We start from the raw sequence: 20736 nt of genomic DNA, 5'->3' as shown, positions 1-20736 counted from the left end.
AGGGAGATCCGCAGAAAAGGGAAGTTCCGCCTGTTTTCAGGCGTCTCGAGGATGGCGTCTCTCGTATCTTTGACCACCCGCGCCTGATCCCGCCTCTTTTGAGGGGCGGGCAGTCTGCGGCAATAAACCTGGAAGACCGTGCCAGGTAGGGAGCAGGATAACCCGGTGAGATGGGATCCTGACACCTTATCTATGGAGAATCGCAGAACAGGGGTGGGGAAGGAATTTTCACCTGCCCTGTCCGGGCATGGTTCCGGGTTACTGGTTTTCTCATAGCGTCGACCACCCAGGCCTTTCAACTCTTTCAGCGCCTCCCTCCATCCCTGAAAACCCCGTCCCCTGGGAGCGGGAAACGCTGTGCCTCCCTCAGGCAGGCCTATCCGGGCTGATCTCATTCAACAGAAGAGCGGCACGTCCGAAAACGCCCCGACATCAAAGACCCCCCGCTCCGTGACCCGGAGTTCGGGGATGACGGTCAGTGCCAGGAACGATAGATACATGAAAGGGTTCTCGATCGCGCCAAGTTCTCCCGCATGCGCCTCGACTGCCGCCAACCGCCGGAGAACCTCATCGTAGGGGCGGGCGGACATCAGTCCGGCACACTCCAGGGGTAGCGTTGTCACCTCGTTTCCGGAGACAGCCACAAGCCCCCCGCCGAGCCTGACCACTTCGGCGATGGCACGGATGATATCTCTGTCATCGACGCCGACGGCGACGATGTTGTGGGAGTCGTGGGAGACCGACCCGGCGATCGCTCCCTCCTGTAACCCGAGGCCATGGACAAGTCCCACACCAGACCCGCGCCCGCGGTAACGGTCGGTGACGACCGCCTTCAGGATATCGCGCCCGGTATCCGGGATCGCGGCGGCATCGACCGGACAGCGGAGGTCGCGTGTTGTGATATGCCCGGGCACGACCCCGATCACACGCGCCTCCCCCGCCCCGGTTATCCGGATCTCATCTTGCACCGGAACGCGGGCGTGCATTGGAGCCACTGGAACCTCTGGCGGTCGATAACCCCGGTCGATCACCTCAACACCGCGCTTGAACGTCCGTAAGACGCAGAAGCGGTCGGGGTCGTCAATGACGCAGAAGTCACCGAGCCTACCTGGTGCAATGGCGCCCCGGTCATGGAGCCTGAACCGTTCAGCGGCGGAGAGGGTCGCCATCCGGAGCGCCAATTCGACCTCGAGACCGTAAGTGGTTGCTTTTCTGATACAGTCGTCTATATGTCCATCCCGGACAAGCGTCCCGGCATGCCGATCATCGGTTGCAAAACAGCACCGCGGCGCTGTGCACCTGTTAACGAGCGGCAGGAGGTCGCGGAGGTTCTGCTCTGTCGAGCCCTCCCTGATCATGACATACATCCCCCGGAGGAGTTTTTCAAGGGCCTCAGAAAGCGTCGTTGACTCGTGGTCACTCTGGACGCCGGCATGGATGTAGGCGTTCAGGTCCTTCCCGGAGAGGGACGGCGCGTGGCCGTCGATAACCTCAAAGAGATCCATCTTTGCCCGGAGATCTTCATCCCCGGTCAGGACGCCGGGGACGTTCATAACCTCGGCAAGCCCTATGACCCTCTCCCGCCCCCGGAACCGGGCAAGGTCGGCGGCTGTAAGCCTGGCACCGCCCATATCGTGGGGTGTTGCCGGGACGCAGGAGGGGAGCATGATCAGGATGTCGAGCGGTGTTCGGGCCCCACCGGCAAGCATGTACTCGATACCCGCCACCCCGCAGACGTTTGCTATCTCGTGGGGATCGGCGATCACCGTCGTTGTGCCGTGTGTAAGGACAACCCGCGCATACTCCGCCGGTGCAAGGAGCGAACTCTCTATGTGGACGTGGGCGTCGATCAGCCCGGGCACCACATAGGTGCCGGAGAGGTCGTGCTCTTTCTTCCCCTCATAGTCCCCGAGACCGATGATGTAGCCGTCTTTCACCGCAAAGTCTGCACACTCAAATGTGGAGGAGAAGGGGTTGAAGACCTCGGCACCGGTAAAGACGGCATCCGCAGGCTCGAGTCCACGCGCCGCTGCCAGTCCCGGAAGGGTCAGACGGTTACCTCCAGGTCGCGGATGACAGACGCGCTCCGCTCATTACCGATGAATATGATCAGAAAGGCCCTGTATCTGCCGGGCTGGAGGTCTACCTCGGTCGAGTAGTTATTCTCCCCGGTATCGAGATCGATATACCGCGCTTCGGAGAAGACCTCTTTCTGCTCAAAGTGGTCTACCTCCATGATCTTCACCTGGAGCACGGCGTTCTCGACTGGATCACCGGTGTTCTCCACAGCAATCTGCAGGGCCTCGCCGTCGTAGGTCACCTCCCCTATTGCGGTGGTAAGGCAGCCTGCCGATGTGGCGAGGACCACAAGGGTCACCAGTATCAGAAGACCTGTATATCTGCCTGACATATGCCCTGAGAACCGACCACCTCCCGGTTCACCAGATCCACTCTCATCCATTTTATTCACAATTCTGGCTTTTGTTATAAAAATATTGTGAAAAATATTGTGAAAAACAGCGAAGATCGAGGTGGGTGGTGAACTACCCCGCGCCTCTCGACGGGGAACCTCCCACTCCGCACCCTTCCACCCCGCAAGTTAAACCAGGAGGTTATCGCCTGACGTCCGCTTCCTCGAAAGGATGGCTACGGCCCGGTATGGTATAGCAGAAGTGAGCGACCTGGTTTCTGAAGCATGCAAAAACCCCTTTCACTTCATGATAGGCCGGGCACCTTCTCTTCTTTAGATCCTGGCGCTCTTACATCTCCTCGTTTTTCCGGGATGTTATGGAGATAGTTTCCCCCGCTCCGGGTGGGGCGTGTGGAAAAAAAATTTCAGTATCTCTCCGATATAAGAAACAATATCTCAAAAAAGGCCCCGGTATTGGAATGGTTGTGATACTATAAAAAATAGATTTAATATCACAGGTTCCAAAAGAGGTAATGAGGGGTGCTGGACATTACGGTTATAGCGTTCGCCCACCATAAGGGTGGTACAGGAAAGACTACCTCCTGCCTCAATGTTGCAGGTTACCTCCAGAAGGATGGGAAACGTGTTCTGGTGGTGGACTGTGACCCGCAGGCCAACGCTACCAGCGGGCTTGGCGTCGAACCCGCAAGCCTCGAGCAGAGCATGTATGACGTCTTTATGAGCATCTTTGAGGGTTTTCCCGATGTGGGGATCGGTGATATCATCCTTCCCACAGCATCGGGGATTTATCTCGCCCCCGCTACCCTTGACCTGGTGGGAGTTGAGCCCTATCTCTACGGCATAGATGACCGGGCGGAGATACTCAGGGAGGTGCTCACCCCGGTACGGGGCACCTACGACTTCATCCTGATCGACACACCGCCGAGCATGGGTCAGTTTGTCATCAACGGTCTTGTCGCAGCGGACCATACCGTCGTCACCCTCGATGCCGGCACCTTTGCTCTGAACGGCATGGAAGCGCTATCGACGATCTTTAGCGACATCCGGGAGATGATCGGCGAGGATGTCAACGCAGATTTTGCCATCCTGACGCGCTGGAAAGGATCTGATGACTCCGGCGGCGGGTTTGCGCTCTTCCTGAAGCGTATCTTTTCGCCTGCATCCTTTGCTGAGGAGGAGAGAGAGAAGGAGCGGCTTGAGGCGTTCGAGTCTGAGGTGAGAAAGAAGTTCAGGCAGGTGTTTGTAGTCCATTATTCGCCTCTAATATATGAGGCGCAGCAGAAGGGACTACCGATCTCTCACTATGCACCTGAGAGCAAACCTGGCAGAGATTACCGGGCAGTGGCAACTGCGCTGGAGAGCCTTAAAGATAGATGAAGATTGAGGATGTGTGATCGATGATCGAGAAACCTGGAAGAAAAGCACTATTCACCGGACCGGTTGTGCCGGGTATGACAGGACAGGAACAGGTGGCGGTGGCCGTCCCACCGTCAATAGAGGCTGCAATTGGAGCGGTGCTTGCCGGTGATGACGCGGCGCATATCGACACCACCGCTATTCCTGAGACATACAGGCCGCTGGCCGCCTCGATCAATGCGCTGATCGAGAAGAAGCGGGAGGAGAAGCAGCGTCTCAAGAAACGGCTGGATGAGGCAAATATGCTCCTCAGGGGTTCTGATGCGATCATCCAGGAGAACCCGATGCCCATGCTGGTCGTCGACCCGCAGTTCAGGATAAAGATGGCAAACGCCGCCTACGCCGAGATGAGCGGGATCTCTATGGAGCAGGTGCTCGGCCGGAGCCTCCGGGACTTCAAGATAAAGTCGCAGAAGGGCTCCGGGCTCAGACAGGTGCTCCAGGAGAAGAAACGCGTACAGGCTGAGGTCGTCGTCGAACTGCCTTCAGGCACCCGTATTCTTGAACAGTACGGTATACCCCTGCTTGACAATGCGGGCGCGGTCGAGAGCATCCTTATAGTCTATAACGACGTCACCCGGCAGCGCGAGTGGGAGGAGGAGATCAAATCCCAGATTGCAGACATTGCGGAGTTGCAGCGGCAGTCCGATACGATCATCCAGCAGAACCCGATGCCAATCCTGGTCGTCGATACCGCGATGAAGATCCAGATCGCCAATGAGGCATACCTGAAACTGACCGGGATTGATAAATCGCGTATCACCACCATGAGCCTGCGGGACTTCAGGGTCCTGAAGCAGACGGGAGAGGGGATCAAGAAAGTTCTCACCGGGAAAGGGCAGGTCTATGGTGAAGTGACGGTCGAGTTCCCCAGCGGCATCTATACCCTGGAGCAGTACGGGATCCCGCTATTTGACGAGAAGAACGAACTGAATCGGGTCCTGATCGTCTACAACGACGTCACTGAGGAGCGCAAGAAAGAGGAAGAAGTGCGGCGGGTGCAGCGCCGCGTTGATACGATGATCAAGCACAACCCGCTTGCCATCGCGATCCTGGCCCCGGACAAGAGCCGTATCGATATCAACGATGCTTATGTGAAGATGTGGCGTGGTACGCGCGAGGAGACGCTTGCTAAGAAACTCTACGACTACGACATCACCATCCTTGACGGCGACCACTTCTACGCCTGCTACGAGACGAAGAAACTCTCAAGAACCGATGTGATGGTCAAGTGGCCTGACGGCGTCCGTAAGTATCTCACCCTGAACGCCATCCCCATCCTGGACGAGAAGGGCGAGATCGATGTTGCCTTCTACGTCTGGAACGACTGGACTGAACTCAAGGAGAAGGAGGAGGAGGTCAGAAAGACTGAACGCCGCGTTGATACGATGATCAAGCACAACCCGCTTGCCATCGCGATCCTGGCCCCGGACAAGAGCCGTATCGATATCAACGATGCTTATGTGAAGATGTGGCGTGGTACGCGCGAGGAGACGCTTGCTAAGAAACTCTACGACTACGACATCACCATCCTTGACGGCGACCACTTCTACGCCTGCTACGAGACGAAGAAACTCTCAAGAACCGATGTCATGGTCAAGTGGCCTGACGGTGTCCGTAAGTATCTCACCCTGAACGCCATCCCCATCCTGGACGAGAAGGGGGAGATCGATGTTGCCTTCTACGTCTGGAACGACTGGACAAAGCAGCAGGAAGAGATGGAGAGGGTCAAGGAACTGCAGAAACAGACCGAAGCGATAATTCAGGAAAACCCGATCCCCCTCCTCCTCTGGAACCCGGATACGACCCTCCGGATGGCAAACAAGGCGTTCCTGAAACTCTCGGGCTACACAGAAGACCAGGTGGTAAATCACCGCGTGAACGAGATAATCAAGTACCGTTCCCAGTCAGGCCAGGGGCTTCTTGACACCATACGGACCCGGCAGGCAGGTCACGGTGAGGCTGTGGTAGAGTTCCCTGCTGGTGTATACATCTTTGACCGCTACAACATCCCCCTTTTTGACCGTGCAGGTAACCTGGACTCGGTTCTTACAGTTTACAACAACGTCACCGAGCAGCGGCAGAGGGAGGAGCAGATCAAAGAACTGATGGAGAGGGCGAAGAAGGAGAGCGAGCGGCTTGCCGCAAGTGCCGAAGCCCTCGGAAACGCCCTTTCCGCCATGTCAAAGGGTGACCTGACGACGTTTGTGGAGGCGGAGAGCGACGATCCGCTCCATCGTGTCAAGAAGGATTACAACACCTCCCTGACAGCCATCCGGGCGGTCCTTGCCGACGTGGCAAAGGCGGTTGAGCAGGTGGATATGACGACTAAAGAGGTCAGCAAGAGTACCGATGAGATCATCCGTGCCACAGAGCAGGTCGCTGTCTCAACACAGCAGTCGTCTGAGGACGCACGCCGTCAGCTCGAGAAGATCGAAGAGATCGGGAAAGATATAAACGACCTCTCAGCCTCCATCGAGGAGATTGCAAGCACATCGCAGACTGTCATGGAACAGGCCACAAAATCTGCCAGAGAAGGAAACGAGGCCGCCTCTCTCGGTGACGTTGCGGCAAAGAAGATGGAACTGGTCGAAGGGATCTCCAAACAGACTGTCGATGAGATCAACACCCTCAACAGTCAGATGCGCGAGATCAACAACATCGTCAAGTTGATCGCTGACATCGCCAACCAGACCAACCTGCTGGCACTGAACGCCGCAATCGAGGCTGCCCGTGCGGGAGAGCATGGCCGCGGTTTTGCCGTGGTTGCCGGGGAGATCAGGAACCTTGCAGGCGAATCAAAGCGGGCCAGTCAGGATATCGAGGACCTGATCCGAACGATCCAGGCGAGCACCGAGAGGACTACCGGGTCGATGCAGGCGTCCCACCAGGAGATCCAGGCAGGCATCGAGAGCGTCAACAAGGTTATCGCGAGCCTGAACCGGATCGTCGACAGCGTGGAGGTCGTCGCTCATGGCATCAGCGAGATCACCAAGGCCACCGAGGACCAGGCCACATCCACAAACAGTGTCATGCAGAAGATGGATGAGTTCACTCACATGACCAAAGAGAGTCTGGACCGCACCGAGGATATGGCAGCTCTCGCTGAAGAGGTCAGCGCCTCCACCGAGGAGGTTGGGAGCGCCTCCCACGAACTGGCAAGCATGGCCGAGCAGCTCAGAAAGGCGATGATGCAGTTCAAGTTAAACTGAGGGGGAGATGATGGCAGCGTCCGTGGATGTGGTGGAGTTCCAGCTCGGGAAGGAGCACTATGCACTGGACATCAAGATTGCGCGGGAGATCGTGGAGATGATGCCGATCACCCCCCTTCCCCGTGCACCCGGCTACCTTGCGGGCATCATCAACCTCAGAGGCGAGATCACAAACATAATCGACCTGCGCAACCTTCTAGGCCTCCCCGGTTCCGGAGATTCTGAGAACCGGAAGATTGTGGTACTGATGCCGGAGGTGGCCGGCGGGTCGAATGTTGGTATAATCGTCGATGACGTTCATAGCGTCATATCCGTACGTGAGGATCAGATCGAGCGGATCAACGATAGCATCACCTCATCAATCAGCTCCTACATCAAGGCGATCATCAAGATCGGGGATGCAGAGAGCGCAAAGACGGAGAATCTCATAATCTGGCTTGATGTTCAGAAGGTGATCAACGATCTTGGAAACTATCAGAGCGCTTAGTAGACCGGGCATGCCGGCACGAGTGTGAAACAGCCCCATGGATGACTTTGCCTCGCTCCAGAAGACCATCGAGCGGTTGCTCGGTATAAAGTGCTCGAACTACAAGGAAGACTACATAAAACGGCGTCTCCTCTCCCGGATGCGCCTTACAAACACCGCTGATTTTGAGGCTTACCATCGCTACCTGCTGGCAAACCCACAGGAGCATGAACTCCTTCGTAATGCTCTAACCATAAACGTCACCAAATTCTTCCGCGACCCGGAGGTTTTCGAGGTGCTACGCCGGGAGATTCTGCCGGATCTTGCACGTCGCAGGGACTCGATAAAGATCTGGTGTGCGGGCTGTGCCACAGGTGAGGAGCCCTACTCGATAGCCATACTGGTTCACGAACTGCTTGCCCTTCGTAAGGATATCGGTGTGACAATATATGCGACGGATATCGACGCCGTTGCTCTCCAGAAAGCCATGGCCGGGGTTTACGATGTTAAAGCGCTTGAGAACGTGGATGAAAAGAGGATCCGCAAGCACTTTATCAGCCATGATGATGGGACGTTCGAGGTCCGCCCTCATGTCAAGAGCCTTGTGAGGTTCCGTAAGCACGATCTGATGTCAGGGGAGCCGGTCGCCCGCTACCTGGACATTGTAACCTGTCGAAACGTCACCATCTACTTTACCGAGAAGCAGAAGAACGATCTTACGCATCTGTTTTACTCTGCACTTGCTGATGGCGGTTACTACGTCATGGGCAAGACTGAGTACCTTGGAAGAGAGGTTGAACACCTTTTTGTGCCATATAACAGTGCACAGAAGATCTTCAGGAAGGTCGCCTGAACCTATCTTGGTGGGACGGAGCCATCTTCTGTCTCACTATCCCTGACCATCTTTGAGATCCGTTCCAGGAACGCTCTCCTCGCCTGGTAGCGCTTTAACTCGCTGGCGAGCAGGAAGAGGTTTACACCGACGACGATGATGATGAGCATTAGACTGATCCAGAGCTGGCTGCCCCGGGATGTGATGAATGTTGCCACAAGGAGCACCACAAACGATAGCAGGTAAAAGATCACCCAGGTGCGCACTTCAGTGACGTCCATGCTCCTCCATCAAGACGCTGGTGTGGCCCAGATATTAACGCTTACGTTTCACGTTCTATATTCTGAGATGAGGTTGATACTGCTCCGAATCCTGGGGGCTCGAATCGGTTGCTACCGTGTGGTAAACCCGAAGGTCTTTTTAATGTCTACACCCTCTTAAATCTGTGGACAAAGGCGATCTCCTCAGTATCATTGCTGCCCTGATCATCGTCTCCGCGGTAGCACTCATCTTTCGGCCGCCGACAGGGGAGCCGGGGTCAGGGATCCAGGAGATCCCTGTTCCGACGCCCACACCTATCGTCACCACACCGACCCCCACGCCGGGATCGACCATCTCTCTGCCTGAACCGTTCAGGATCACCTATACCACTAACGTCTGGGACTATCCCGTCTGCTACCTCCCGGAGAACCTTACCCGGTATGGGAGTTCCGACCCCCCCTGGAAGGGACCTGACAGGGCCATACCGTTTGCTTATATAGAGGAGAGCATGGGCGGGATCACGGAGACGTTCTACGTGCCATATTCGGTCTGGAGGCTTAACTGCAGCGTCTCTGCAACGGTGAGGCCCGAGGCGGCACACTTCCGGATGGCTCTTGTTGAACTTGAGAGCGGGACGATAGTTGAAGGGGCTGAACTCCAGTATCCTGGGAAGATCATCAGAAATGTCGAGAGGGGGGGAAAGGAGTTTTATCTCATAGTAAGTGTGGACAATGTCGATTCATATCGCATCACCCTGGAGACGCTCCCTGAGTATCTGCCGGCTACAGGGTAAAGCCGTAAAGTGCTCCGGGAGGCCTGCCGGGGTTTTGAAGGGGGTCAAATCGTGCGCCAGGCTGTCCTTTGATCAGGTATGGTGTCAAAAAGAGCGAGGTTAGGATAACCTGTGGCTGCTGCTACGAGGAGTCCTGGATCTTCTCAACTGTCACCCGGACGCGGTCACCGGCCCGTACACCGTGACCTTTCGGGACGTCGATGTTGAACCAGAGCACTTCCGGGTTCTCGTAGTTCTTGTCCTGGGACATGAGACAGTCCTTGTGCTCATTGATGTTTGCCACAAACTCGATGTTTGCCTCAAACTCCACGATCTTCATACAGAAAGAGTGAGCTTTTCAGGATTAAATTATGATGGGCGAGGGGTCACCCGCCATGTGGTACTGTTTGAGTAACTCCAGCGCTTGATATCCAGGTCGTCGCAGATCTCAGAGAGGATGGCAAGGTTGGTGCCGACCTCTTTTGGAGAGAGGCCGAGATCGAGTGCGATATACTTGGACTTGAAGTAGTATTTGCCTGCACGTAACCCTGCCTTGAGGTGGTGCAGGATCCTCCTCTGGGCCTCGCTGTATTTCTCCGTGATAGGTTTCTTCGCTGACATCGGTTCTCACCCCCGTGGTGAGGGTTTGTTTTTGCCTGGATCGTTATAAAACTTCCCTATCGAAAGCGGCTAATCTCGTTGATGGTGTGCGATTTCTTTGAGTCTCTTAAGTTTCATGGAGGATCATCCCTCGGTCGAGTGTTTCCTCAAGGAGTGTTTCCATCCGGGAGTCAGATAGCGGGGAGGCTCAAATATCCATCTCTGTCTCACATCCTCATGAAGTACCATCAGACTCCTCCAGATTTCACCATTCAGTCACCCTCTGAGTCTTCGTCTTCTGTTTAACGCCAGGTGTAATGGTCACCCCCGCCAGAAGTACACTCACAACAGCGGTATTTTTACAATTATCCGGAAAATAATAGCATAATTCTCGTGTCACACAGACACTCTTTTCCCTTGATGTAGAACACCCCCACCACCCGGCCGCTATCGCGGCCTCCTCCCGCCCCCTGCGAGGGGGCGGGCAGTGGGTGGCGATAGCAGGGATGGCCGTGTTCAGGGGAGCGTGAGCGAGACGATCCGGAAAGACACCCTCCAGGACAGTGTATCGGATGGAGAATCGCCCTGTCTCCTGCATTCAGGTCGAACCGCCTTCGCTGACCATCCCCACCAACCAGGGATGGCCGTGCATGGGTCTTCTCCGGAGTCTCCCCCGTGTTTCCGATTTTAAACTACCAGGATCTAATATCAGGCCACAGAGCGAGTGTAGTTTTACAAGTGGAGCGATCTTTGAGCCTTGAAGTGTGGATATAACGGCAAAATAAGGCTGAAGATCCAGGTGGTTCTGGAGGGGGCTGGTTATCATGTTGCCCGGATAGTATCCATTTCTCTTTTGAAGAGCCACGGTGTGATTTGAGCAGGGCGTTTACATGTTTGGTGAGGTGTTCCTCCTCTACCCGCTCCAGTGGTGGTCCAGACCCCCCGAATCAGGATCAACGATTATCCGCGGGGGGGTGAAATTTGCCCGGCGATTAGCAGGACTGCTTTGCTACTTTACCATCGACTGAATTCTGGCGACGGTCTCTGCCGGGAGCGTTTACCGGGTTCTCCCAATTCTTGTCGCCGCCCCCCTGCTTTAAGATCCTCGCTTCATGGGGCTGAAGGTTTTCAATATTATTATCTATCAAAAACGCCACAATTTATCACAATGGCGGGTGCGAAGAAATACTATGCAGCGGCCGTGCTTGCGGTATGGCTTATCATAGTCACATTCTTTATGATCCTCAATCGGACGCTTGACCTTGAGGTATTCTTCGTTCTCTCGCTGATAGGCCTCCTGGTTGTCGCCGTCCTGATCGACGGAGCCTTCTCGCGGCCGCGCTACATGCGCTACATCGGTTACCTTATCGTCGTGGAGGTTGCTATCTTCGCCTACATCGTCGCAGAGAAAATCCTGGAGATCATTGCTGCATGAGACCCCGGGCGTCCCATATCATCCTGGCGGCGGCAGCCGTTCTGCTCATCCTCCTCCTTGCCGGAGAAGCGGTCGACCCCGTCCTCTACGCAGCGGAGAACATATCGACCGCCGCCCATGCCGACCCGTCGACCATCGAGAAACGCTCTCCGGGCGATGCTGCATCCGTCGTCCCCCTGATGGATGAACTCCTGGGTCATACGGGGACTCTCGCCCTCACGATCAAGGTCAAAGACTACGAGAGCGCCGAACGCGACCTCGCCCGGTATTCGGAACTCTCCAGCCAGTTTGACCGGCTTGTCGTCAAACTCGACCTCTCGGAGACCGATATCGCCGAGTTCCAGAAGAGCAACCGGCAGAATCAGGAGGCCATGGCGGCGCTCCTGAACGACAGCCAGCGGCTTGACGAACTAAAAAGCCTCGAGATTGAGGTTCTGGATGGAGACCAGCGGATGGCGGTAATCTACGAAGGCGAGGCCCTGCGGCAGAAGATGAAAGAGACCTACACCGCCTACGCGAACCGTGAGCCCGAGACGGCCAGGATCGCCACGCGTTACGGCGCGAACGCTACCTCCTATGAGGAGAGTGTTGATGTCCTGGATGAGGTCGTCGGCGCTGCGGAGGAGTGGCAGGAAGGGAACGGGACATCTTCAGGTGCCCCCCGCTCTCCTCTCACCATCTCCATCACACCCCGCGAGGGGCGCTACGGGGAGAACCTCACCATCAACGGGACGTATGGGGGTGGTATTCCCGGAACCCCGGTCACGATCTACATCGACAGCAGGATCGCCAGAAACACCACACTCGATGGCAACGCTACCTACGAATACCCCTACAGGATAGGTCGTGTCCTGGCAGGACCGCACCTGGTCTACGCCACCGCGGCTACCATCTTCTCTGAGGTCACGACATTCGACGTCCTGGCCGCGGACACGAATATCAGCCTTGCCGTCGTGGAGGTGAACCGGACGGCCGTTGCCTGCACCGGAAACCTCACAACGGAGGATGGCCGGCCTGTCCTGGAGGCTCCGGTCCTCCTCCGTGTGGACGGCGAGACGCTCATCAGCACAGAGACCGACGGCAACGGCACATACGCAAGAACGCTCGTCCTTACGGGGGGGGAGCACACCATCCGGGCGGAGTTCAACGCCGCAGGCTACCCCCTGAACTCCTCCAGGAGCCAGGTTGAGACCCTCCAGGTCAGGGGCGAGGGGCTCTCGCCATTCCCATTCATCGCCGCCATTGCTGCCGCGCTCGGTGCCGGTTGGTACATCCGGCGGCGGGGCCTGCCGGAGGAACATCCAGTCCAGGAAGAGCCCGATATCGAACCGCCGCCGGAGATTGCAGAAACGGTTCCGTCGGTGGAGATCGAAGGCCTCCCGCCGCGGGAAGCCGCAACCCTCCTATTCCGGGCTCTCCGTGAGAGGCTCGGCATCCCCGCCTCAAAGACGCCGCGGGAGTGCGCCAGGCTCGCCCCCGATCACGCCGCGTTCTTTGAGCGCTACGAACGGATCCGTTATGCAGGAGAGGTCCCCACAGAAGAAGAACTCCGTTCGATGGAGCGGGAAGCACTCGGGAGGGGGTGATTGATGCAGCGTGAGACCTGGGTGGTCATCCTCGTCCTCCTCCTGGCCGGCGGTGCACTCTACCTCCACATCACCACCACCACCGAGGAGTTCAGCCGGCACAACATCGGCTGGAACGGCACATCCAATCTCCCCGCGGAGGACGTCCGCGACCTCTCGCGCCTCGACCCCGGTTCAACCCTCCTCATCCTCGCGCCCGACCGGCCCTTCACAGCTGCTGAGGTCGGTTACCTGCGGGCGTTTCTGGACGGCGGTGGTCGTATCATCATCGCCGACGAGGAGGGGGCTGCAAACCCTCTCCTCGTTGACCTGGAAAGTGAGATCCGCGTCAGGCCGGGGAATCTCTCGAGCCTTGAGCGTGATTATGCCCACCCCGGCCTCTTCAAGGGCTACGTCGTCGAGAATGACACCCTCTTTGCCGGGGTCGAGACCGTCCTCCTCAACCGTCCTGCGGCGGTCGAGGGTGGCGAACCTCTCGTCGAGACATCGGTCTTTACCTGGGACGACATCGACGGTGACGGCCACGTGGGTGAGGGCGAGACCTTCGGGCGGCGTGTTGTATGCGCCCGTGAGGGAAACCTCATAGTTCTCGGCGATGCAAGCTTATTTATCAATGCCATGCTCCCCGAGAACACGAAGTTCATAGAGAACCTTCAGCCGGTCCAGATCGACGCCGTCCACAGCAGAACCGGCAGCAGAAACCCGATCATCAACACCCTGACCTGGATAGAGGAGAGACCGCCGGCCGTGGCCGCCCTGGCCGCCCTGGCCATCCTGCCGGTTGCCTGGCGGTTTGGGAGGAAGAGAGAATGAACAACAACAACCTGACCGAACGCATCGAAAAGATTGCAAACACCTACAGAACCGTCGAGGAGACCACCCGCCAGATGGTCGTCGGGAACCAGCATCTCATCAGGGCGATCTTTGTCACCATGATCAGCGGCGGTCACCTCCTGATCGAGGGCGTCCCCGGGACGGCGAAGACCACCATCTGCAAGACCATTGCGAGACTGATCAGCTACGACTTCAAGCGCATACAGGGTGCTGTGGATGTCCAGCCGGCAGACATCATCGGCGTCCGGGTCTATGACCAGAATACGAGCGAGTTTATCCTCCAGAAAGGCCCGATCTTTGCAAACTTCCTCATGGTCGACGAGATGAACCGCCTCACCCCGAAGACCCAGAGCGCGCTCCTTGAGGCGATGAGCGAGGGCCAGGCGACTATTGACGGTTTGACCTACCCCCTTCCCCAACCATTCTTTGTCATTGCAACCCAGAACCCCCACGAGGCCGAGGGGACGTTCCCCATGATCGAGGCGCAGCGTGACCGGTTCATGTTCAGCGCCGTCCTGACGCACCTGGATGCGGAGAACGAGCTCGAGGTCATCCGGCGGGAGCGGGCAGGGGAACTGAACTGGAGTATCTACCACGACCGGATCAGACCGATCATCACCCCAGAGGACGTGGCGGAGATGGCTGAAACCGTACGGCAGATCCGGATTGATGAGTCGGTCATGACCTACATACGCGACCTTGTCGCTGCCACACGGTTGCACAGCGACATCAGGCTCGGTGCGAGTTCCCGGGCATCGATAGCCTTCGTCCGGGGTTCGAGGGTCCTGGCAGCCCTGAACGGTCGGGATTATGTCATCCCTGACGATGTCAGGGTACTCGCCCTCCCGGTCTTTCGGCACCGCCTCCTCCTCACCCGCGAAGCGACGATCACCGGCCTGGCGGTGGACTCGATCGTCAACGAGATCCTGGAGAGCGTCGAGGTGTCCTGAGGCATGATCCGGCCGACCCGGACGGCAGAGGGCGTTGCGGCCCTTGCCCTGGCGCTCACCGTTGTCGCGATACTGGTTGCCAATCCTGCCTCGGCCCTGGCCGCCGGTTCCCTGGCCATCTTCCTCCTCTGGCGTGGCTGGCGGTTTGAGCGGGATCTTGCAGTTGTCATCAACACTCTTTCGGTCGATCGGACTGTCGAGCGGACGATCCTCCGGCAGGGGGCGACCGTGACTGTCATGGTGCGGGCCGACTGCACCATTCCGCAGGGGGTGGAGGTTCGTCTGCGCGACATCCCCCCGGCGGTTGCAACCGCTGAACCACCATTCTATCCACCCGGTCGAACGGCGACCTACACGATCCGGGTAATGGCGCCCGGGGAGACCTCGTTTGGGGGGGTTGTGGTCTCCGCGAGGGACACCTTCTTCTCCCGTGACCTTATCGACCGGAGGTTGCGTAGCCCGTACATCCGCGTCTTTCCGGCGGGGACGAGGTCTGTTGACGGCGGCGGTAAGGGGACTGGAGGCGGGGAGGTCGAGGTCGACCGCCGGACGGCACTTGCAGGGCAGAGCGTCAGAGGGTTCCGGCCCTACGTGGCAGGGGATGACCCCGCGCAGATCGACTGGAAGATCACCGCCAGGCGCGGCACCTACTACGTGCGGCAGCTGACCGGGCTTGAAGGTGGAGCGCCGCTGATACTGGTTGACCTTCCGGCCAGGGCAGATGACCGGGAGACCTTTGTCCGGTTCATGGCGGCTGTCTCGGGTGCAGTCGAGGCTGCGATCACGTCCCGTGATGGCTGTTCCATCCTGGTGATTGCCGGCCCGGAGATCGTTCGTTTCATACCGCGGACGGAGGAGGTGAGGGATGCATTCTCCGCCCTTGCCGGGCTTGAACCCACCGAGCCCCGGCTCTCGCTCTACCGGGCGCCGGGTCCGGCCGTTCTTGCGGCCCGCGCCCGGGGTATCAGCAGGGAGACAGCCTGCGGGGAGAGGCCTGGCGCCGTCCTGGCGGCGTTTGTACGGGAGAGCGGATCACCTTTTGCGGCAGTGGTGCGGGAGGCGCTCGCCCTGGCGGACGCCATGGAACTCCGCGTATACTCTCTCCTCCCGCCGGGGGACAGGAGCCACCTCGTCCAGGTCGTCGGGGAGGCAAAGGTCAGGGGCATGCGGGTCGTTGTCTTTGCCCCCGCCGGTATGACCGCTGGAATCCCGGGCGTAGACGCCATGGAGGTGATCTGATGGAGGTTGACCGGCGTTTCCTTCTCCTCTGTGCCGGCGAGGTGCTGGTCGTCGCCGCAGGGAACATCGTCGCTGCATTTATAATCCAGGTCATCGTTCTGGCACTGTACCTTGAGGACCGACGGGGCTACCCTGTCTATGCGGTTGCCACCGCCCTGTTTGCTGCTACTGTTGTTCTCGGTGGCGTTGTCGCTCTCCTGGTCCTGGTAGCCGTGCTCGTCTGCGGATACCTCGCTCTCAGCCTCTACGATTACCGACTCAGCCTCATGGCGCGGGGTGAGGCATGAACTGGAACAACCCATACCTGGGAGGTTTTCTCCTCATCGTCGCGGCCGCCGTTCTCCTGATCCTTGCAACCATCGCCGGTAGGGGGGATATCACCACGGCAACCCTTGTCCTGGCGGGCACCGGGTGTTTCATCGCAGGGGTATTCCTGCTCGCGCTCTACAAGGGCGAACCCCTGGACCCCGGGCTATTTGCTCTCCTCCCAGCCCAGGGGACGGTCAATATCGCGACCCTCTGCGCCGACCTCGGGGTTCAGGGTGACGGCCGGTTCGTCCCGCGTGAGGATGGATCGGTTGTCCAGGTCATCCCTGTCGGTGAGAGACTCCCGGCGGTAACCGATGACGACTACTCGTTCATAACAGAGGAGGGGTCGTGTGCCGTCCGGATCACCCCTACCTGCGCCCCGCTCCTCGAGCGACTCCGGAAGAAGCACGCCCTAGAGGTCCCGGGTGAGGTGGCCGGGCTCCTTGCCTGCATAACCGAGGTCTGTGACGACCTCCTCGAGATTGCGGATGAGACCAGGGCTGTTCGCGACGGCGAGAGTATCGTCGTCACCCTCGCTGGCTATCGTCTTATGCCTGGTTGTGGGGCGGTCAGGGCGGCATCGCCGAAGTGCTGCACGATGGTTGCCTGCCCGGTCTGCAGCCTGATCGCCTCTATCGTTGCCCTGGGGACGGGGGAGCCGACAAAGATCGAGCACGTCAGCGTCGATGAGAAGAGGGGGACGCTCCGGGTGATCACGAGGCCCGGGGCCTGACACGGATCCAGAGGTGGAGGTCGCGGTAACTTGCGTTGATCCGGTCGCTGCCCGTGACCGAGTCGTCCGGTACCGTCTCGTTGAAGAGCAGGAACTCGAGCCGGTTGTAGTTGGTGGAGGCGACCGAGAAGTTCCAGAGAACCTCACGGGTCTCGTTGTGGGGGACGGTGAGGCTGAACCTGTCCAGCGGTTCGACGGCGTGGATGGTCGAGGTGTTTGTACGGGTATCAAACGTCTGGTTGAGGAGGAGGGCCTCGATGGTGTAGGTGATGTTACGGTACTCATGGTTTCCTACACCGATGATCACCGTCTGGATTGAGCCGGCCGGGAAATCGGTCGGGTAATCGGCGGCCTTCCCACCCGGCCCCAGGATGTAGAACTCGGTGAAGTGCTCTCCTTCTTTTGGCACCACGATGACATAGACCGTTGTTGCGACTGCCGCGACGATCGAGATCACCAGGATGACCGAGAGCGCACGGTCGAGAGGGGAGGCCCCGGGGTCGTAGAGTTCGGCCCAAGCGGCAGCAACCATCTCCCGGGCAGGGACGCGGAACCGTTCGGCAGGCGGGAGGAGGAGGCGCCGGTACCAGGCGACGGCGGCCATCGCCAGGGTGAAGAGGGTAAGCGATGCAAGGATGGGGTCGAGCCGGATTCCCCAGGGTGTGTAGTTCAACCCGAGCCCGATGAGAGGGACGACCGCGATCGAGAGCCCGAAAGAGAGTGCGACCCGCTCGATACCGTCAAGGTCGTCCCGCGCCGGGAAGAGCGCGGCGATCAGGGCGTAGCCGGGGATGAAGAGGACCATCGCCACGCCGAAGACGATCCGGAGGAAACTCTCGTTTAAAATCGGGACGTAGACGCAAAGTATGGTCGCAATGCACGCGACGACGACCGCGACCAGGTCACCGGGGATCTCCCCGGCGGCCTGTGCGATCAGGGGCTGTTCTTCAGGGGTGTCCATGGGTCATTCGTTCAGGTCTCTTTGTGCCGTAGAAGTATCAAGATTGCGAGAGCGATAGGGGGTGTTGCGCGGTCTGTGTCTGTGGTGGCTTCGCGGAGAGACTGTATACCTGCCGGAGGTTTATCCATGGGTAGGTGGCATGGCACGCTGGAATACCTGTTGCTGGGTGAACGGGATTTCTGGATGGTTTCCCGACGAGAATCCACTGTCTTTTCCTCTTCGTGTAAGACGTCTCTTGTGTGACCATTCACCTAGGGCTCCTATGGTAGTGATGTAATTATGTTTTCCCAGGCATCGTTCTCCAACCGCAATTGAGTCTGGAACATATCTGGATAGTGAATCTGCTCGCTGGATCCATCCTCGACGTGCCTCGTTCATAGCAGCAGATTTTTTATACGCTCGCACAATGGTGTTATATCATGCAAACAAGAACCATTGCAATCTTCCTCTTACTCTGCGTCTCCCTTGTGGGCGGCGTGCAGGCGGCATCCCTGCTTGAGGCGCCTTCCGGGTCGGCGGACGGGACATGGTTGCCTGTGATGGTCTCGGGCATCTCTCAGGCCACAAGCGTTCAGTTCGATCTCCGGTATGACCCAGCTGTTGTGACTCTTGACGGGATTCAGCTGGCGCCCGCGTATGCCGGTGCCTCGATGACCGTAAACACAAACGAAGCGGGGCGGGCCAGGGTGCTGGTGATCTTCCCTGACCCGGTCAATATACCGTCCCCGACAGCGGTGGTGGAGGTGGCCTTCTCGGTGGCGGGGGGTGGGTCCAGTTCTCTGACACTCGAAGATGCCCGCTGGAGCGATTTCCCGGCGTTCTCTTCGATCGCGTTTGAGAGCGTTGCCGCAGGCGGGGTTACTGCCGGCACAGCGACGGCGGTAACGAGCGGTGGCGGTGGGGGTGGTGAGATCTCCACGCCGGCACCTGCGGCGACCACCACCGTGACTGCTGGAACTGGTGAGACACCTGCATCTGTGGTGACCTCCGTGCCACCCGGAGCTGGTGAGACCGTGACCTCTGGAACTGTGGTGACCACCACTGAAACTCGTGAGGGTGATGAAACCGCGGCAACCCCTGCACCAGTGCCTCTCTCCACGGTTGTAACCGTCGTTGCCCTTATTATATCGTTTGCGCTCTGTATCTTTTACAGACGATAACCATACCCTTTTTATAGAATGTAATGCCCGGGGGGGTGCATGCGGAAGTGACGCCGGTATTCTGGCCAGGGTTTGCTGCACTATTTTTGAGGTGAATTAACGCTTCTTAAAAGAACATGGTGGTTGCCCCATGTGGAGATGCTCACGCTCGGTGAATGAAATGTTTTAATACCAATAAGGTGTTTCAATCACGTAGATGTGGTTGCCGTGCGTGCTATGCTACACCTCATTCTGCTTTCCCTGCTTCTGGTAGGGGCTGCGTCTGCTGCACCGTTCACCGGTGAGGCGCAGCATGTGATAATCGTGATGAAAGAGCAGGCCCCCGCCAGCGCGGGGCCTGCTGAACTTGCGGCATTTGCCGATCAGTCTCAGGGAGACGTGATAGCGACCCTGGAGAAGATGGGCGCTGCAGATGTGACACCGCTATGGTCGGTGAATGCCGTTGCCGCTACCCTCAGCCCTGAGGAAGTGAAAAAGATCGCTGCCCGAAGTGACGTTGCCATGGTGGTACCTGACCGGGTTGTTACCATCGATGCCGCCGCCCCTTCGGAGAAGGGCGAGCGTGGCATCAACTTCTACAAACCTGCGGGCGAGGTGATCGATTACATAAACCCACCGTCGACGTCCTCAGAGGATATCGCCTGGGGCGTGGACTGGATCGAGGCGCCCGAGGTCTGGGAGAACGGGGTTAACGGCACCGGGGTGACCGTGGCCGTTGTTGACACCGGGATCTATGCCGACCACCCTGACCTTGCAGGTAAGGTGGTCGCGTGGGATGACCTTGTAAACGGCCTTCCGCACCCGTATGACGATCACGGTCACGGCACCCACTGTGCCGGGACAATCGCCGGGACGGGTGCATCCGGGACAAAGACGGGGGTTGCGCCAGGCGCTGACCTGATCGGGATCAAGGTCTTCAACTCGTATGGGACAGCGAACACCTCTACCATCATCCGCGGTTTTGAGCGTGCCGTGGAACTTGGGGCGGATGTCATATCTTACAGCGGTGGGAGCATCGGGTTTTCCGATGACGGAGGAGGTTACCAGGCCATAAATACCTCCGGCATCGAGATTGAGATCCCCGTTGTAAATGCGAACGATGGGTTTGACCCTGGTTTTATGTTTGTCGAGGTGGAGGCACCGCTCTATTCCGGGCTTGAGGTCACCATGAAGAAGCCTGATGGGACGGTCTACCCGGGTGTGGACTGCGACTGGTGGGATACTCCGGTGCCCACCTATGTGGGGATGGTGAAGTACATCGGGGATGCTCCGCTCGTTCCGGGTACCTGGACGCTCCGTATAGAGAACCCCTCGCTCAACGCAAGCGACCATGTGTGGTGGTCGGGGTCAGACAATTATCTTTATAACACCCTGACACGGGAGTTCAACCTGACCGGGGTGGAGTCGGCCACCTTCCAGATCACCTCCTGGTACGACATCGAGGATGACTGGGATTACGGTTATGTCGAGGTTTACAACCAGGAGACCGGAGAGTGGGATACCCTGCTCACCTTCACCGGGACGGGGCAGGGCGCCTCG

At 58.3% G+C, this 20736-nt stretch carries 20 protein-coding genes; 14 read left to right on the top strand and 6 right to left on the bottom strand.

What is annotated here, in order from left to right:
- Positions 1-395: 395 nt before the first annotated feature.
- Both ade and QMC91_RS06985 read right to left on the bottom strand, forming a co-directional pair.
- Positions 396-2051 carry an adenine deaminase gene (gene ade, locus QMC91_RS06990; protein WP_300237183.1) on the bottom strand — a complete coding sequence of 552 codons (1656 nt, stop codon included), beginning with the start codon at positions 2049-2051 and terminating at the stop codon, positions 396-398.
- A complete protein-coding gene (locus QMC91_RS06985; protein ID WP_300237120.1) occupies positions 2048-2461 on the bottom strand; it encodes a hypothetical protein in 414 nt (137 codons plus the stop codon). The genes ade and QMC91_RS06985 overlap by 4 nt, the downstream gene beginning before the upstream one ends.
- Before the next feature lie 489 nt (positions 2462-2950).
- Here QMC91_RS06985 and QMC91_RS06980 point away from each other — a divergent pair, with 489 nt between their 5' ends.
- Genes QMC91_RS06980 through QMC91_RS06965 form a run of 4 tightly spaced genes read left to right on the top strand, consistent with a single transcriptional unit; the run spans position 2951 to position 8378 of the window.
- Entirely contained in the window at positions 2951-3808 is an 858-nt protein-coding gene (locus QMC91_RS06980) for an AAA family ATPase (RefSeq protein WP_300237118.1), read from the top strand.
- A 20-nt stretch (positions 3809-3828) separates the two neighbouring features.
- The gene (locus tag QMC91_RS06975; protein WP_300237116.1) at positions 3829-7059 is read left to right on the top strand and encodes a methyl-accepting chemotaxis protein; all 3231 of its coding nucleotides are present in this window, start codon (positions 3829-3831) and stop codon (positions 7057-7059) included.
- A gap of 10 nt (positions 7060-7069) precedes the next feature.
- Entirely contained in the window at positions 7070-7546 is a 477-nt protein-coding gene (locus QMC91_RS06970) for a chemotaxis protein CheW (protein ID WP_300237181.1), read from the top strand.
- 37 nt (positions 7547-7583) lie between these two features.
- Positions 7584-8378, top strand: a complete 795-nt coding sequence (locus QMC91_RS06965; RefSeq protein WP_300237114.1) for a protein-glutamate O-methyltransferase CheR — start codon at positions 7584-7586, stop codon at positions 8376-8378.
- 2 nt (positions 8379-8380) lie between these two features.
- On the opposite strand, the gene QMC91_RS06960 is transcribed toward QMC91_RS06965, so the two are convergent.
- On the bottom strand, positions 8381-8638 hold the full coding sequence (locus QMC91_RS06960) for a hypothetical protein (protein WP_300237112.1): 258 nt from the start codon (positions 8636-8638) through the stop codon (positions 8381-8383).
- A 164-nt stretch (positions 8639-8802) separates the two neighbouring features.
- Between QMC91_RS06960 and QMC91_RS06955 the strand changes: the two genes are divergently transcribed.
- Positions 8803-9411 (top strand): hypothetical protein, encoded by a 609-nt coding sequence (locus QMC91_RS06955; protein WP_300237110.1) that lies wholly within the window; start codon positions 8803-8805, stop codon positions 9409-9411.
- 121 nt (positions 9412-9532) lie between these two features.
- Here the strand turns inward: QMC91_RS06955 and QMC91_RS06950 are convergent, their stop codons facing one another.
- Both QMC91_RS06950 and QMC91_RS06945 read right to left on the bottom strand, forming a co-directional pair.
- Entirely contained in the window at positions 9533-9730 is a 198-nt protein-coding gene (locus QMC91_RS06950) for a hypothetical protein (protein ID WP_300237108.1), read from the bottom strand.
- A gap of 29 nt (positions 9731-9759) precedes the next feature.
- Positions 9760-10011 (bottom strand): hypothetical protein, encoded by a 252-nt coding sequence (locus QMC91_RS06945; RefSeq protein WP_300237106.1) that lies wholly within the window; start codon positions 10009-10011, stop codon positions 9760-9762.
- Between the two features lie 1147 nt (positions 10012-11158).
- Between QMC91_RS06945 and QMC91_RS06940 the strand changes: the two genes are divergently transcribed.
- From QMC91_RS06940 to QMC91_RS06910, 7 genes are read left to right on the top strand one after another with little or no spacing between them, the layout of a single operon-like run.
- Positions 11159-11425, top strand: coding sequence for a hypothetical protein (locus QMC91_RS06940; protein WP_300237104.1), 267 nt, complete (start codon positions 11159-11161; stop codon positions 11423-11425).
- Positions 11422-13011 carry a DUF4129 domain-containing protein gene (locus QMC91_RS06935; RefSeq protein WP_300237102.1) on the top strand — a complete coding sequence of 530 codons (1590 nt, stop codon included), beginning with the start codon at positions 11422-11424 and terminating at the stop codon, positions 13009-13011. The genes QMC91_RS06940 and QMC91_RS06935 overlap by 4 nt, the downstream gene beginning before the upstream one ends.
- A gap of 3 nt (positions 13012-13014) precedes the next feature.
- On the top strand, positions 13015-13824 hold the full coding sequence (locus tag QMC91_RS06930; protein ID WP_300237100.1) for a DUF4350 domain-containing protein: 810 nt from the start codon (positions 13015-13017) through the stop codon (positions 13822-13824).
- On the top strand, positions 13821-14795 hold the full coding sequence (locus tag QMC91_RS06925) for a MoxR family ATPase (protein WP_300237099.1): 975 nt from the start codon (positions 13821-13823) through the stop codon (positions 14793-14795). The genes QMC91_RS06930 and QMC91_RS06925 overlap by 4 nt, the downstream gene beginning before the upstream one ends.
- A 3-nt stretch (positions 14796-14798) precedes the next feature.
- A complete protein-coding gene (locus QMC91_RS06920; RefSeq protein ID WP_300237097.1) occupies positions 14799-16034 on the top strand; it encodes a DUF58 domain-containing protein in 1236 nt (411 codons plus the stop codon).
- A complete protein-coding gene (locus tag QMC91_RS06915; protein WP_300237095.1) occupies positions 16034-16321 on the top strand; it encodes a hypothetical protein in 288 nt (95 codons plus the stop codon). The genes QMC91_RS06920 and QMC91_RS06915 overlap by 1 nt, the downstream gene beginning before the upstream one ends.
- Complete coding sequence (locus QMC91_RS06910) at positions 16318-17076, top strand: hypothetical protein (RefSeq protein ID WP_300237093.1); 759 nt, start codon at positions 16318-16320, stop codon at positions 17074-17076. The genes QMC91_RS06915 and QMC91_RS06910 overlap by 4 nt, the downstream gene beginning before the upstream one ends.
- Here QMC91_RS06910 and QMC91_RS06905 read toward each other — a convergent pair.
- Positions 17057-18037 carry a DUF1616 domain-containing protein gene (locus QMC91_RS06905; protein WP_300237091.1) on the bottom strand — a complete coding sequence of 327 codons (981 nt, stop codon included), beginning with the start codon at positions 18035-18037 and terminating at the stop codon, positions 17057-17059. The genes QMC91_RS06910 and QMC91_RS06905 overlap by 20 nt on opposite strands.
- Positions 18038-18456: 419 nt before the next feature.
- Between QMC91_RS06905 and QMC91_RS06900 the strand changes: the two genes are divergently transcribed.
- Positions 18457-19197, top strand: a complete 741-nt coding sequence (locus tag QMC91_RS06900) for a cohesin domain-containing protein (RefSeq protein ID WP_300237089.1) — start codon at positions 18457-18459, stop codon at positions 19195-19197.
- Between the two features lie 198 nt (positions 19198-19395).
- Positions 19396-20736: S8 family serine peptidase (locus tag QMC91_RS06895; RefSeq protein WP_300237087.1), on the top strand; the 1341-nt coding region annotated here is incomplete at its 3' end.

The organism is Methanoculleus sp. (assembly GCF_030019085.1).
GTDB lineage: Archaea > Halobacteriota > Methanomicrobia > Methanomicrobiales > Methanoculleaceae > Methanoculleus.
This window is presented reverse-complemented; position numbering and strand designations above follow the sequence as displayed.